The organism is Nosocomiicoccus sp. HMSC067E10 (assembly GCF_001810835.1).
Lineage (GTDB): Bacteria > Bacillota > Bacilli > Staphylococcales > Salinicoccaceae > Nosocomiicoccus > Nosocomiicoccus ampullae_A.
This window is the reverse complement of record NZ_KV802772.1, coordinates 1-14,359: the sequence shown is the minus strand read 5'-3', so window position 1 is coordinate 14,359 and position 14,359 is coordinate 1. Positions and strand designations below refer to the sequence as shown.

The following is a 14,359-nucleotide window of genomic DNA, read 5'->3' as shown; positions in this document are numbered from 1 at the left end:
TTTTATTTTACACAATATTTAAGACTTGACCTATATTTAACAAAAAGTCTGCCTCACACCCGAAATTTGTTAAATATATCCGGATATCTAACAGAATCATGATATTTTTGTTAATTATAATTTTAAGAAAGTGTATTTTTATCATTATAAAAGATAAATAACCTTCTGAGCAGCGCTTATTTACAAAAATCTCGCTAATTTGTTAAATATATCAAGATAATTAACAAAAACTTAGGATTTCAACATGTTTTTGTTAGATAAAAAAATATATTTAACAAAAAGTCTGCCTCACCGCCAAAATTTGTTAAATATATCCGGATAACTAACAGAATCAAGGTTTTTTTATTAATTATATTTTTACGAAAGTGTATTATCTCCCTTTAACGTATAATGTCGTCCTTTCTTATCTCCGTGACTGTGACAGATCAAATTTAATAGTCGTCGCAGCTTGCTTGGTGTATACGCGTGCCCAATCCATTCACTTAAACGACTCAATGTAATCGCATCATTCGGAAATAACGTCTTCATCTCGGTAATACTTCTTCTTATCGCGTCCTCGATTTTTTCATCAGCACCACACGATCGGCATTTCAAACTATTATACGTCTCGACCTCAAGCCATCCCGAACAACTTTGACACGTTAGACCTTTTCTCGCCTGACTAAAATCCAATTTCAATTCAAGATGATAACGAGACTCCTTCAGTCGAGCAGACTCTAATTTCTTCAACGTATAGCTATGATTCTTATCGTATGCCTCTTCATTTAGTGATTCTAAAAATCGATTCAGTTGACTCGCCATCACAATCGGCTTATCACGCGTTAACTGATAAAGCGAACATTGATCATTTACAAACACCACATAGTATCGAACATCTAAATTTAAATTTAGCCGTTTCAACTGATTTTTTAACATAATCTCTGCACGTTCTGTTTGAGACAGCGGATTCTTTATTTTACGCAAAGGATTTAAACGATAAAAACCATCATCTCGCAATTCAAAATCACCATAGAAGTTTTTAATCTCAATGATAATGCATGTATTATTCAACACGATTAAAAAATCAATCTGGCATTCACTTCCGCCACTTTCAAAACGATAATCAGTGATCACCGCGATATTATCATTTAACTTATTGTCCATTAAACTTTTAAAATAAAATTCTCCAACCTTGCCTTTTCTCTCTAACTCGAGTTCAAGCTGTTGCTCTCGGTCCAAATCATATCTTCTTTCCAAAAACTCTAATTCACTTATTGTCATTTTTATCCCTCCTAAACACATATGCTAGGAAAGTGCGATTTATCTTTTAAAACTTTCAGTGAACACGCGATTTCCTAGAAAATAAACGCTTCAGAGGGTTTTTATTCTTTTAAATTACAAAAATTCTGCTGATTTGTTAAATATATCCGGATATCTAACAAAACTAGGATATTTTTGTTAGATAAAATCCCACGAAAGAGTTTTTTTATCCTTTAGAAGATAAAACACTCCAAGACACCTACCAATGCATCCGTATATAGAAAAATCTAACCCACGTCTTACGAGGGTTAGATTCCATTCATCTCTATGCTTTTTTATATTTCGTATAAATCGATATTACTAAAAGTCCGAGTCCTATAATCGCGAAACTCGCAAACATCCATACTGTACCACCGCTTCCAAGCGATCCACCTGTGTATAGTATTTCTTTTAATGTTGTTGCATATTTTACAAATGGGTTCCATGGTACAACGTAATTTTGATAGAACGTTGGTAACATTTGTTTTGGTAGCATAACTGCTTGCATCGTAAAGAATAAGAATAACATGAAGATAGGAATAGTCGCGAATTCAATCCATGCGAGGAATCCAACAATCAATGATGTGAATCCTAGTATTGCAATAGATATATATGTCGCAGTTAATAGAGTGTTATTAAAATTGAATCCCATCACCCAGTCCATGTAGTAAACATAAGTAAATCCAGCAACTATACTAGTAATTACAATCATCGTCGGTAATGCTATCGCTAGTTTATGTCGGTTTTCACCTTCTAGATTATCCTTGTTATTTCTAATAATCAGATAAGATAATACTGAAATTATCATAGAAGTTAGCCAAATTGGAACAAACATGACTCTATGCGCATTTCCGTTAGCTTGATGGTCTTTCACTTCGTTCATTATCTTTTGTTCTACTTTAACTCGATGTGTTAACTGTTCAACTTCTGCTGCTGATACATTTACATCATTCTCTGATAATATCGATAAACTTTGATTACTAATTTGATTATTCATTGTATCCGTAATTTTATTTAGAATTTGAGTCGCTATTTGTGATAATTGTGCATCAGCACCTTGGTTAATGATAATCTCTAAATTCGCTTGTTCTGGTTTAATTTCGTCCATCTCAGACGGATCTGGTTGATTTTTCATCATCTTTGCAATTTCTGCTTCACTTAATTTTCCAGATTCAATTAACTGTTTCATTTCTGCTTGTTTATGATTGATTAAAATACTTTGAGCAGAACTCATCGCTTTTTTAGTAAAATCTTTCTCGATGACTAATGCACCGATAAAATCTTTGTTTTCTAGGCCCTCTTTTAGTTCTTCATCGTTCTTTATTTCGTGCCACTCTATTTCATCGCCATCATTCGACTTCACCTTCTTCACGAATTCTTCACCGATGTTTACCACTTCACCTTGCTGCTCGATTCCTTCATCTTGTGTAAAAATTGCGAGAGGAATATTTTTCGGCTGTGGATTGTATGCCGGATAAAAAGCTGTCGCTAAAATCACTAATAAAAGCACAGCAACGACTGGTATCATGCCTAACTTAATCTTTTTCACTGTATATAACCTCCTGAAATTTGTTATAATAATTATATGAATGAACACTGTGTTGTATATTAATTATATGAAGGATAGATTAATGACACAATAACCATTCTTTTAAAAATGTCGTATAGTGAACAGTATTTAAAAAATGTTCAGTGAGGAGTTTTTTTAATGGAAAATAAAGAAAGAGATTTAAGAGTTGAACGTACAAAAGAATCTATTAAAAATTCTTTTTTAGAACTCATGAAGGAAAAAGAATTTGAGAAAATTACAGTTAAAGATATTACGACGCGTGCTAGGATAAACCGCGGCACTTTCTATATCCACTATCTAGATAAATATGATTTAATGAAACAAATGCAAGAAAAAGTTATCGAAGAAATGACACAAGCTGAGAGAAATAACATTCTAGATATTGCGAATAAAAAAGATACTATGACCCATCCTATAAATGGTGTGAGCGCTGTTTTTAAATATGTTGAAACAAACGAAAAAATTTTTTCAGCAATGCTCGGACAACAAGGTGATTTATCATTTCAATCTACAATAAAAGATTTTATGTGGAAAAAGTTTTTTAACGAACATAGTGATCTATTATTTGATGAAAATGAGTCACTCGTACCAAAAAACATTTTAATAGCTTACATTTCATCAGCACACTTAGGTGTAATTCAGCAGTGGTTAAATAGTGGTATGAAGAAAAGCCCAGAAAAGATGGCTAAAATCCTTTTCAAAATCTCAATAGAAGGACCATTCGCAGCAGCAGGTCTAAAAAAAGAGTTATTTGAAGAGCTTTTGAAAGATGAATAGTGGTTTCTATTTACACAAAACTCGCTAATTTGTTAGATATATCAAGATAATTAACAAAAACTCAGAGTTCGGCTGCGTTTTTGTTAGATAAAAAAATATATTTAACAAAACTCCGACCAGACACCTGAAATTTGTTAAATATATCCGGATATCTAACAGAATCATGATTTTTTTGTTAATTAAAATCAAGGAGAGTAGTATTATTACTCTTTCAATGATAAAAAGCACCACCTCCACATCCCACGCTAAATGGTATAATTGATAAAGGAGTGATTTTATGAGAAATCTGACGGTCGACCAAAAATTGTACATTGAGCAATATGTTTCTAATGAGAAAAAGAGTCTCATCGTTGCCTATATACTATGGTTCTTTCTAGGTGCGGTAGGCGCGCATCGTTTCTACGTCGGCAAAACAATCACGGGCATTTTAATGATTGTCGTGCTGATTATTTCAGGCATACTAACATTAGTCACGTTTGGCCTCGCGACTGCAGTGACGATGCTTCCAATCACAATTTGGTGGGTCATTGACGCAGTGCTCGTTATTTTTATGATAAAAAACTACAACAGACGCTTAAGAAGCGAAGCGATGAAAAGTATCGCGCGCTAGCCAGATCTCGAGCAGGCAAACTACCAGCACTTAAAAAAGTCCTATGACCACACTCGATCATAGGACTTTATTTATTTAACAAGCCTAATTTAAATTCGCAAAGGCAACTAACTCACCTTTGTCGCAAGATTCAAAACCATTCTTTTCATAGAAGTGTCTTACATCAGGTGCTTCATCAGTTAATAAAACTTTCTGCCTGACATTTTCATATTTATTTAAAACGTGTTGCAACATTTCAGTCGCGATGCCTTGATTTTGATACTCTTTTAACACAAGTATATCTTGAATATAAATAATCGTTAAACCATCACCGACAACACGAATCAGCCCTACGAGTTTGTCGCCTTCGCACGCTGTTAAAACATATAACGACTGCTCAATCGCCTGCTGTAAAAGCTCTAAGTCATCTGTATAAGCATACCACTCTACATCATTATAAAGGCTTTCTAATCGTTCTTTATCAATATATTTTTCATTACTATAATTTATTGTCATCATTTTCTCCTCTCGACTATCTACCACAAGCTACTTGAGCTAAAAAGAGTCAACGTTACTTCTCTTTAAATCCTTGTTCTGTTAAAAACTTTTTAACGTCAGAAAACGTACCGTCCTTCTCTGTGTTTCCGATGATACTTTTCCCGTTTTTAACATTTTCAACTCCTGTAATGTTGACCTCGACGTTATCACCAGCGTCTTTTACTTTTGTCTTCGTTTTAACGCCTTCGAACTGATTCAGCTCTGAGTAGAACTCCTCCAGTTGTTCGTAATCTTTCTTTGTGAAATTTAAGTCCGTTGATTCAACGAAATTAGACGCTTGCTCTTTCGGTACGAGACTCACGATTTCAAACTCTACTGAGCGCAGCGTTTCATCGCTATGGTTAACTGTGATCGTCATCGTGTAGTTGTCGTCTAATTTATTTTCAAACACTGATGATTCTGTATTACATGCTGATAAAAAAACTGTTACTAGTAAAACGAGTGCGTACTTAATGTATTTCATCTGTTACCTCCGATATAAAAAAACACTCGAGGAAAGTCCCCGAGTGTTTATATTGTGACATAAAATTAATTATGCGTCGATTCCAGTTACAACACCTGATCCTACAGTACGTCCACCTTCACGGATTGAGAAACGTGTACCGTCTTCAATCGCGATTGGTGAAATTAACTCAACGTCCATTTCAACGTTGTCACCAGGCATAACCATTTCAGTACCTTCTGGTAAGTTTACGATACCAGTTACGTCAGTTGTACGGAAGTAGAACTGAGGGCGGTAGTTTGTGAAGAATGGAGTATGACGTCCACCTTCTTCTTTAGATAAAACGTAAACTTCTGCTTTGAATTTGCTGTGTGGAGTGATTGTTCCAGGAGCAGCAAGAACTTGTCCACGTTGGATGTCGTCACGTGATACACCACGTAATAACGCACCAATGTTGTCTCCAGCTTCAGCGTAGTCTAATAATTTACGGAACATTTCTACTCCAGTTACAGTTGTTTTAGAAGATTTTTCTGTAAGACCGATGATCTCAACTTCTTCACCAACTTTAACTTGTCCACGCTCAACGCGTCCTGTAGCTACTGTACCACGACCAGTGATTGAGAATACGTCCTCAACTGGCATCATGAATGGCTTGTCAGAGTCACGCTCTGGAGTTGGAATGTACTCATCAACAGCTTCCATAAGCTCGATGATTTTCTCTTCGTACTCTTCTTCACCTTCAAGAGCTTTAAGAGCAGAACCAGCGATTACAGGAATGTCGTCGCCTGGGAAGTCGTATTCAGAAAGTAATTCACGAACTTCCATTTCTACTAATTCTAATAACTCTTCGTCGTCAACCATGTCAACTTTGTTTAAGAATACTACTAATGCTGGAACACCAACGTTACGTGAAAGTAAGATGTGCTCACGAGTTTGTGGCATTGGGCCATCTGCAGCAGATACTACTAAGATAGCTCCGTCCATTTGTGCAGCACCAGTGATCATGTTTTTAACGTAGTCTGCGTGTCCTGGGCAGTCAACGTGTGCATAGTGACGGTTAGGTGTTTCGTACTCGATGTGTGACGTGTTGATTGTGATTCCACGTTCTTTTTCTTCTGGAGCGTTGTCTACTTGGTCGTATGACTGAGCGTCTCCACCGTATTTTTTAGATAAAACAGTCGCAATTGCTGCTGTTAATGTAGTTTTACCGTGGTCAACGTGCCCAATAGTACCAATGTTAGCATGCGTTTTCGAACGGTCAAATTTTTCTTTAGCCATTTGAAATATCTCTCCTTGTAATTTAGAAATTTTATAATTTCATTCGCCCACTTAATTAAAAGTGGACGAATTAATACCTATACTGTTTATACCTTTTTCCCGAGAAAAAATCAAGTATAGAGATTACTCTCCAGTGTTTTTCTTAATGATTTCTTCTGAGATTGAAGCTGGAACTTCTTCGTAGTGATCAAATACCATTGAGTAAGTTCCGCGTCCTTGTGTGTTAGAACGTAATGAAGTTGCGTAACCGAACATTTCTGATAGTGGTACGAATGCGTTAACGACTTGTGCGTTACCGCGTGCTTCCATACCTTCTACACGTCCACGACGGCTTGTTACGTCTCCCATAATATCTCCTAGATATTCTTCAGGCATAACAATTTCAACTTTCATAACTGGTTCTAAAAGAACTGGTTTACATTTTTTAGCTGCTTCTTTTAATGCAAGTGATGCAGCGATTTTGAACGCCATCTCAGATGAGTCGACGTCGTGGTAAGAACCATCATATAATTTCGCTTTAACGTCTACTAATGGGTATCCTGCAAGAACACCGTTTTCTAGAGCGTTTTTAAGTCCTTCTTCAACTGATGGAATATATTCACGTGGAACTACCCCACCAACGATTGCGTCTTCGAATTCAAATCCTGCACCTTGTTCGTTTGGTGTGAATTCAATGTGTACGTCACCGTACTGACCGCGTCCACCAGACTGACGGCTGAATTTACCTTGAACTTGTGCTGATTGAGTGAATGTTTCACGATAAGATACCATTGGAGCACCTACGTTACATTCAACGTTGAATTCAGACTTCATGCGGTGTACAAGAACGTCTAAGTGTAACTCACCCATACCACCGATGATAACTTGTCCAGTTTCATTGTCAGTGTATGCTGTGAATGTTGGGTCTTCTTCTTGTAATTTAACAAGAGCTGTAGACATTTTGTCTTGGTCCGCTTTTGATTTAGGCTCAACTGATAAGTGAATAACTGGCTCTGGGAATTCCATTGATTCTAAGATCACGCCGAGTTTTTCTTCAGTTAACGTGTCACCTGTACCAGTGTCTTTAAGACCTACTGCTGCAGCGATATCTCCTGAGTAAACAGTTGAAATCTCTTCACGAGAGTTTGCGTGCATTTGTAGGATACGACCGATACGTTCACGTTTTCCTTTTGTTGTATTTGATACGTATGAACCTGAGTCTAATGAACCAGAGTACACACGGAAGAATGTTAATTTACCAACGAATGGGTCTGTCATAACCTTAAACGCTAACGCTGTGAAAGGCTCGTCGTCTCCTGGTTTCGCGATATATTCTTCTTCTGGATCGTTAGCCATATGACCAACGATTGGTTTTACTTCAAGTGGTGATGGTAAGTAATCGATGATTCCATCGAGTAATAACTGAACACCTTTGTTCTTGAATGCTGTACCACAGAATACTGGGAAGAACTCTACGTCACAAGTCGCTTTACGAATTGCAGCTTTAAGAGTCTCTTCTGAAAGCTCTTCTCCACCAAGGTATGCTTCCATAACGTCTTCGTTTACGTCTGCAAGACCTTCGATTAATGCTTCACGCATTTCTTGAGCTTTATCTTCGAATTCTGCTGGAATTTCAACTTCCTCTACGTCTTGACCTAGGTCATCGTGGTAAAGGTAAGTTTTCATTTTAACTAAGTCAATGATACCTCTGAATTCGTCTTCAGCACCGATTGGGTATTGTACCGCGTGTGCATTAGCTTGTAGACGGTCTCTGATTGTACCGATTGCATAGTCGAAGTCCGCACCGATCTTATCCATTTTGTTAACGAATACTAAACGTGGAACTTCATAGTTTGTTGCTTGTCTCCAAACTGTTTCAGTTTGTGGCTCAACACCTGATTGAGCGTCTAATACTGTTACAGCTGAGTCAAGTACACGTAAAGAACGTTCAACTTCAACTGTGAAGTCTACGTGCCCTGGTGTATCGATGATGTTTACACGGTGACCTTTCCACTGTGCAGTTGTTGCTGCAGATGTGATTGTAATACCACGGTCTTGTTCTTGCTCCATCCAGTCCATCTGTGATGCACCTTCGTGAGTTTCTCCAAGTTTGTGGATACGGCCTGTGTAATAAAGGATACGTTCTGTTGTAGTCGTTTTACCAGCATCGATGTGTGCCATGATACCGATGTTACGAGTATTTTTTAGAGAAAATTCTCTTGCCATAGAACTTGTTGCTCCTTCCAAGTTTTTAAAAATAAATTTATACTACCGAGATCCACAATTCTACCAGCGGTAGTGTGCGAATGCTCTGTTAGCTTCTGCCATTTTGTGCATTTCTTCACGACGCTTAACCGCACCACCAGTGTTGTTAGCTGCGTCAAGAATTTCGTTTGCTAAACGTTCTACCATTGTTTTTTCTCCGCGTAGGCGTGAGTAATTCACTAACCAACGAAGACCTAGAGTTGAACGTCTTTCTGGGCGTACCTCAACTGGTACTTGGTAGTTAGAACCCCCAACACGACGTGCTTTAACTTCTAGTAATGGCATGATGTTTTCTAATGCTTCTTCGAATACTTCGTTTGCGTCTCTACCTGAACGCTCTTCTACGATTTCGAACGCACTGTAAAGAATTTTTTGTGACGTACCGCGTTTTCCGTCGATCATTAACTTGTTAATTAACTTCGTAATTAACTTAGAGTTATGAATTGGATCCGGTAATACGTCTCTCTTAGGTACTGGACCTTTACGTGGCATACTAAGTAGCCTCCTTCCATGAATTGATTCTATATATTACGCTAAATTATGAATTTGCTTTTTTAGCACCGTATTTAGAACGTCCTTGTTTACGTCCCTCAACACCTGAAGTATCAAGTGCTCCACGAACTACTGTGTAACGTACCCCAGATAAGTCTTTGATGTGACCACCACGGATTAAAACAACTGAGTGTTCTTGTAAGTTGTGGCCAATACCTGGGATGTACGCGTTAACTTCCATGTTGTTAGAAAGTCTAACACGTGCATATTTACGTAAAGCTGAGTTCGGTTTACGTGGCGCCATCGTACCAACACGCGTACAAACGCCACGTTTTTGTGGTGAGTTGTTGTGCGTTACTGATTTCTTAAGGCTGTTAAACCCTCTGTTCAGTGCTGGTGCTTTAGATTTAGCTTTCTTCGATTGACGAGGTTTTCTTACTAATTGGTTAATAGTAGGCATTTTATTGAGTGTCCTCCCTTCTTCATTTTAATAATCCACACATCCAGGTGGTTCATTTTTTTACAATAAAAAATTTGTAAGAATTCTGCAACTCTTACAATTTCAAAAGTCATCCGTTACCATCTGTACGGTAACCTTAATTATTATATCACTAACTAAAATAGAGTGTCAACAAGTTTATAATAAGTAGTTCTTAAATTTAAGAACTACTTATACTTGTATTATTAATAACCTTCTTTAGAAATAAATATTCGAATATTGTTTCCAAAAGGTCTAAATCCGTAATTATACTGATCGCCAAAAATAAAAGTATTATCGTCATTTAATATATATGGATAGTTTATATATATTTTTAATAAATCAGTAACAGAAAATGATTGTCTTTCTTTAACACTAAACTCACCAGTTACAGTAACTATTGCTGTTTCCGTCAATTTATTATCAGCAATAAACTGATTGATTGCTTTTCTTCTTGATACCTCGTCTTTAAATAATTCACTTGAGAGTAGTTTTATTTCTTGCTTTGAAGGCTTGTTACGCATCCTTTCTAGCAGTTCATCAAACATTATCGAACGATTATCCTCTTTGTTATCAATAACTTCATAATTCTCAATATTTCTTTCTTTAGCTTCTATAAAATAAAAGAGTGGACTTAGTCCCTCTATTGTTTTTGAATTTTCGACATTAAGACTTTCCAGAACATTTCCATTTTTTTCAATTAATAAATGGGAGATACCATCTATTCCTATTTTGTGTTGTACTGTGCGCATCGCATCATTTTCCACAAGTGGTAGCTCGTCAATAAGCTCCATTGCCATAGATTTAAATTTTGTTCCGCCATGACTAGATTTTAGTAATGTGTATGAATTATGATTCATAAAATATTTTAAGTGATCTTTTAACACCGTACTATCTCTAAACCAAGTGGCTACTTTTCCTTTGATTCCCATCACAACTGGTCGTAATTCTTGATCTAAACAAAAAATATAGTCTGCACAAGAAGCATTTAAAACTGGTATTAACTTTCTATGAATATCAATACTATTTTCTCCAAGATCATTTATTTTACCAAGTGCAATAATTTTATTTCCACTATAAAATTTAGCCTGCTCGTTAAATGCTTCAATAGCATTAATCATCGCTGGCAATGAAGCATTATGGGTATCATCTAATATAGTGATAACACCATTCCTATTAAGTATTTTCTTAGTATTAAGTACTTTATCAAAAAGTTTAATGTCACTTAGATAATTCATTGCTGAACTATTGATATTAAGAGAGAGCACTGTAGCATATGCTGCTTCTGCATTTTCAATCATACCTCTACCAAATTGTTTTAAATCAAATTTAACTAACTCATTAAGACTTTCAAGTGTAATTTCGCTGTATCCCTTAAATGACTTAACTTGCTTTAACTTTATATCACTTTGTTCATCACCATAAGTGATTACTTTTAAATTATTTTCTCTTGCACGATTAATTAAATACTCACTCATATTATGTGTGTTCGATATAACCGCGGTACCCTCATCATTTAGTCCATCAAGTAGTCTGGACTTAAAGTTTGCTATTTGCTGAGTATTATTAATAGTACTTAGATGTGCTTCTCCAATTGGCGTTACCACTGCAACATCCGGTCTTAAATCGAGACTTATATTACCTCGCTCGTTTAAGGCATTTAACGAAACTTCTACTACCGCAAAATCTGGATTTTGGCAAAGTTTACACATATATAACCAAACTGCAGGTCTAGTATTAAAGTTATGCTCATTTTCTAACACATTATAATCTTTCAACACTTGCTTAATCATTAATCTAGTTGAACTTTTTCCTACTGAACCCGTAATAGCTATAACATTATTTTTAAAGTTTAGTCTGGATTTTTTTGCAATAGTAAACATTGCTTCCACCATATTTTGTACAACAAGCTGAGGAATATTATCATCGATATATTCAATATATTCTTCAGTTATAATTAAGCCTGCGGTTTTAAAGTTTTTTGGCACTAATAATTCGATAGGCATTTCTCTTCTCTTCTGTGAAAATGTTTTATTCCAGTTTTTTTCATTAATAACAAACAACGCTGTATTGTTATTTTTAACATTCTTATGAAGATATTCGAAATCATTGATAATTACTTTTTCATTGCCTTCAGTATTATACAGTTTACCTAATGTTAAGTTTTTTAAATGTTTTAACGTATACATATAAGGTATCCTTTCTATAATTCATTTTTAATGATAAAATAAACTTACTTTTACCTATAGGAGTTAAAAATTATGAATTATAATGATAAAGATAAAACAATTGACGAAATCAACGAGGAAATTGAACGTCAATTTGAAAATAATGACTTCGAAGAACCAGCTGAAAAAAAGCCAGAATATCTTAGCCTTAGATTTATCTTTTTTCTTATCATCTTATCACTAATCGTTTATAAAACTATTCAAACTATGACTTAAAAAGATTTTGATATTGTATATAGCCCGAAACATAGTGCTCAATGTCATCAATACGAACTCTATAGCCATGGTGTTTAATAAAAAAAGCACCCAATATTCTATTTGGATTTTTAAAGTACATAGCAATCTCTGGATAAAAATAGCCTGTTCTTTGATAATCAGCTCTTTTATGTAATGTCATTATTAAAAAGTCTTCATCTATCAAACTCTCAACCAGATCACCGTATCCTTTTTCTTTTGCCTTTTGCACAAGTTTATAAGATGCGGTTAACATTTCCATAAATGTTGGGAATGTTGTTTCACGCTTATAAATATAAGTTAAGTTTGTAGAAACGTTTTTAATACCAAGCTCAAAATATCTACGATCTGGTATAATGTTAACCATCTCATTTGCACAATACCCTAACCAGTGATCATTATATCTCCAGTAGTCCCTACTAATAAATTTCTCAAATAAACTTTTAACTGCATTGAGCCATTTTTTATTGCCATCATGTTGATACAATCTTAAAAGACCAAGCGCTGCTTCTCCATCATAGTAAACAATACGATACCTCTCTTTAACCTCTAGTGTTGGATAACTTAGCACATGAACTGTTTCACCGTTATCATTAATCATATTAACTGTTCCCTCAGCTACAAGTTGTGCGGCTTTGAGATACTCTTCATTTTTTTCATGCTTTAAATATTCGCAAATCGCGAATATAAATGCTGCATTTTGTCCTAATTTTATTTCATTTGTATTTTTTGTATCATCAAAAATATACCCTTTTCCATCCTTAACGTACAAATAATTTTCAATTATATATTCAATTGGCTTTTTTACGGACTCTAATGATTCATTAATATAACTTAACCCTTCTATTAAAGAGTAGGTAGACGAGCTATGTCTTAAATTATTATAAAAATTTATCTTCTTATCAAAGTGTGGAAAATATCCATATATATATTTACCATTAGACTGTATTTCATTTTTTAAAAAACAAGTCGCTGAATAAATCATACGATCAATTTCATCATGTAAATCTTCAACGACCCTTAACCCTTTTTCATATCCATTGGATTTCAGTTCATATCCTTTATTATTATCTAGAATAAAACCTTTAGTGAAAAATTGAGTTACTATTTTGTCATTAAAATCTTTACGATCATACCTTTTCTGAGTTGTTCTGTGTTTTTCTAGGTAGCCATTTATATTATTTCGAGATAAATAAAAAGTAGTTTTCTCCCCCTTTTTTGGACGCACAAATGCATTCGCATTAATTTCTTCAGGTAAAAAAGCTAACTCAAATTCTTCATCTAACGAGAAACCATAGTTTATATAATTTCTTCTTGTTTCAATTAAATTTTTTCTTAAATTTTGAAACTCGATAGATATCTTTTTCGTTATAAAATCTATTTTTATCCATTCTGGATAGACTGCAAATTCTTTTTTAAATTCCTCAATTATATCTATAGAATAATTCTTAAAATCTTCATTATTTTTAAAAAATATAACTTTAGCTTTATGATCTCTATTTCCAATACTTAAAAATACACCCAAATCTTCACTAGGTTTTTTCATACATGTGTTACTAATAAAGCCATTGATCTCATCCAATTTACACATGTCTTTTCCCCTATCTATTTTATAAATAAAAAGGCTAAACATATAGTATGTTTAGCCCATGAAAAACTATAGATTATTGTTCTTCATTTTTATTTTTACGTCTTCCAAATGTTAATAATCCTCCAAGAGCCGCTAAAGCTGTAGCGAATAATGTAAGATCTCTCTCAGCCTCACCTGTGTTCGGTAATTTTTTATCGTCTTCTTTATCTTTAGAAGATGTTACTGTTTTACTTTGCTCAGGTTTATTCGGTTGCTCAGGTTTACTTGGCTCTTGTGGTTTACCTGGATCTTTAGGATCCTCTTCTCCTGGTGTTCCTGGATCTGGTGTTGGTTCTGGATCTGGCGTTGGCTCTGGATCCGGTGTTGGCTCTGGGTCAGGCGTTGGCTCTGGATCTGGTGTCGGCTCTGGGTCAGGCGTTGGCTCTGGATCTGGCGTTGTTTCTGGATCACGCTCTGTCTTTGTGTAGACATACGTAATTCGCTGATACTCACCAGGTGTATATGTGCCATCTGTCACACCGTCTTTATAGTAGTCCGCTGTCTCTAAGTTGTCTGTACCTGTGATTTGCTCGAACTTATAGCCGTCTTTCTCTTCTGTTG

14 protein-coding genes are annotated in these 14,359 nt (G+C 35.3%); 3 read left to right on the top strand and 11 right to left on the bottom strand.

All coding sequences use genetic code 11. The features are described 5' to 3' along the window. Nucleotides 1-357 precede the first annotated feature (357 nt). Nucleotides 358-1,260: a nuclease-related domain-containing protein gene (locus tag HMPREF2767_RS06720; RefSeq protein ID WP_070623342.1), complete on the bottom strand. Its 903-nt coding sequence runs from the start codon at nucleotides 1,258-1,260 to the stop codon at nucleotides 358-360. A gap of 304 nt (nucleotides 1,261-1,564) precedes the next feature. Next, a complete protein-coding gene (locus HMPREF2767_RS06715; RefSeq protein WP_083302079.1) occupies nucleotides 1,565-2,827 on the bottom strand; it encodes an ABC transporter permease in 1,263 nt (420 codons plus the stop codon). Between the two features lie 159 nt (nucleotides 2,828-2,986). Between HMPREF2767_RS06715 and HMPREF2767_RS06710 the strand changes: the two genes are divergently transcribed. Together HMPREF2767_RS06710 and HMPREF2767_RS06705 are read left to right on the top strand one after the other, a co-directional pair. Further along, complete coding sequence (locus HMPREF2767_RS06710) at nucleotides 2,987-3,625, top strand: TetR/AcrR family transcriptional regulator (RefSeq protein ID WP_070623339.1); 639 nt, start codon at nucleotides 2,987-2,989, stop codon at nucleotides 3,623-3,625. A 277-nt stretch (nucleotides 3,626-3,902) separates the two neighbouring features. Continuing rightward, complete coding sequence (locus HMPREF2767_RS06705; RefSeq protein ID WP_083302078.1) at nucleotides 3,903-4,235, top strand: TM2 domain-containing protein; 333 nt, start codon at nucleotides 3,903-3,905, stop codon at nucleotides 4,233-4,235. 84 nt (nucleotides 4,236-4,319) lie between these two features. Here HMPREF2767_RS06705 and HMPREF2767_RS06700 read toward each other — a convergent pair whose 3' ends face one another. The 7 genes from HMPREF2767_RS06700 to HMPREF2767_RS06670 all read right to left on the bottom strand — a co-directional run bounded on the left by HMPREF2767_RS06700 (nucleotide 4,320) and on the right by HMPREF2767_RS06670 (nucleotide 11,895). Continuing rightward, nucleotides 4,320-4,730 carry a GNAT family N-acetyltransferase gene (locus HMPREF2767_RS06700; RefSeq protein WP_068131180.1) on the bottom strand — a complete coding sequence of 137 codons (411 nt, stop codon included), beginning with the start codon at nucleotides 4,728-4,730 and terminating at the stop codon, nucleotides 4,320-4,322. A gap of 55 nt (nucleotides 4,731-4,785) precedes the next feature. Further along, complete coding sequence (locus HMPREF2767_RS06695) at nucleotides 4,786-5,235, bottom strand: hypothetical protein (protein WP_070623336.1); 450 nt, start codon at nucleotides 5,233-5,235, stop codon at nucleotides 4,786-4,788. A gap of 69 nt (nucleotides 5,236-5,304) precedes the next feature. Beyond that, complete coding sequence (gene tuf, locus HMPREF2767_RS06690; RefSeq protein ID WP_068131185.1) at nucleotides 5,305-6,492, bottom strand: elongation factor Tu; 1,188 nt, start codon at nucleotides 6,490-6,492, stop codon at nucleotides 5,305-5,307. Between the two features lie 123 nt (nucleotides 6,493-6,615). Then, nucleotides 6,616-8,697 carry an elongation factor G gene (gene fusA / locus HMPREF2767_RS06685; protein ID WP_068131188.1) on the bottom strand — a complete coding sequence of 694 codons (2,082 nt, stop codon included), beginning with the start codon at nucleotides 8,695-8,697 and terminating at the stop codon, nucleotides 6,616-6,618. A 60-nt stretch (nucleotides 8,698-8,757) separates the two neighbouring features. After that, nucleotides 8,758-9,228 (bottom strand): 30S ribosomal protein S7, encoded by a 471-nt coding sequence (gene rpsG, locus HMPREF2767_RS06680; RefSeq protein WP_040928644.1) that lies wholly within the window; start codon nucleotides 9,226-9,228, stop codon nucleotides 8,758-8,760. 46 nt (nucleotides 9,229-9,274) lie between these two features. Beyond that, nucleotides 9,275-9,688 (bottom strand): 30S ribosomal protein S12, encoded by a 414-nt coding sequence (gene rpsL / locus HMPREF2767_RS06675; RefSeq protein ID WP_040928645.1) that lies wholly within the window; start codon nucleotides 9,686-9,688, stop codon nucleotides 9,275-9,277. A 224-nt stretch (nucleotides 9,689-9,912) separates the two neighbouring features. Next, nucleotides 9,913-11,895, bottom strand: coding sequence for a Mur ligase family protein (locus HMPREF2767_RS06670; protein WP_070623333.1), 1,983 nt, complete (start codon nucleotides 11,893-11,895; stop codon nucleotides 9,913-9,915). Nucleotides 11,896-11,967: 72 nt separating this feature from the next. Here HMPREF2767_RS06670 and HMPREF2767_RS06665 point away from each other — a divergent pair, with 72 nt between their 5' ends. Next, nucleotides 11,968-12,150 carry a hypothetical protein gene (locus HMPREF2767_RS06665; RefSeq protein ID WP_070623330.1) on the top strand — a complete coding sequence of 61 codons (183 nt, stop codon included), beginning with the start codon at nucleotides 11,968-11,970 and terminating at the stop codon, nucleotides 12,148-12,150. Here the strand turns inward: HMPREF2767_RS06665 and HMPREF2767_RS06660 are convergent. Both HMPREF2767_RS06660 and HMPREF2767_RS06655 read right to left on the bottom strand, forming a co-directional pair. Beyond that, nucleotides 12,140-13,714, bottom strand: coding sequence for a poly(glycerol-phosphate) alpha-glucosyltransferase (locus HMPREF2767_RS06660; protein WP_148129006.1), 1,575 nt, complete (start codon nucleotides 13,712-13,714; stop codon nucleotides 12,140-12,142). The genes HMPREF2767_RS06665 and HMPREF2767_RS06660 overlap by 11 nt on opposite strands. 118 nt (nucleotides 13,715-13,832) lie before the next feature. Then, nucleotides 13,833-14,359: LPXTG cell wall anchor domain-containing protein (locus tag HMPREF2767_RS06655; RefSeq protein WP_148129005.1), on the bottom strand; the 527-nt coding region annotated here is incomplete at its 5' end.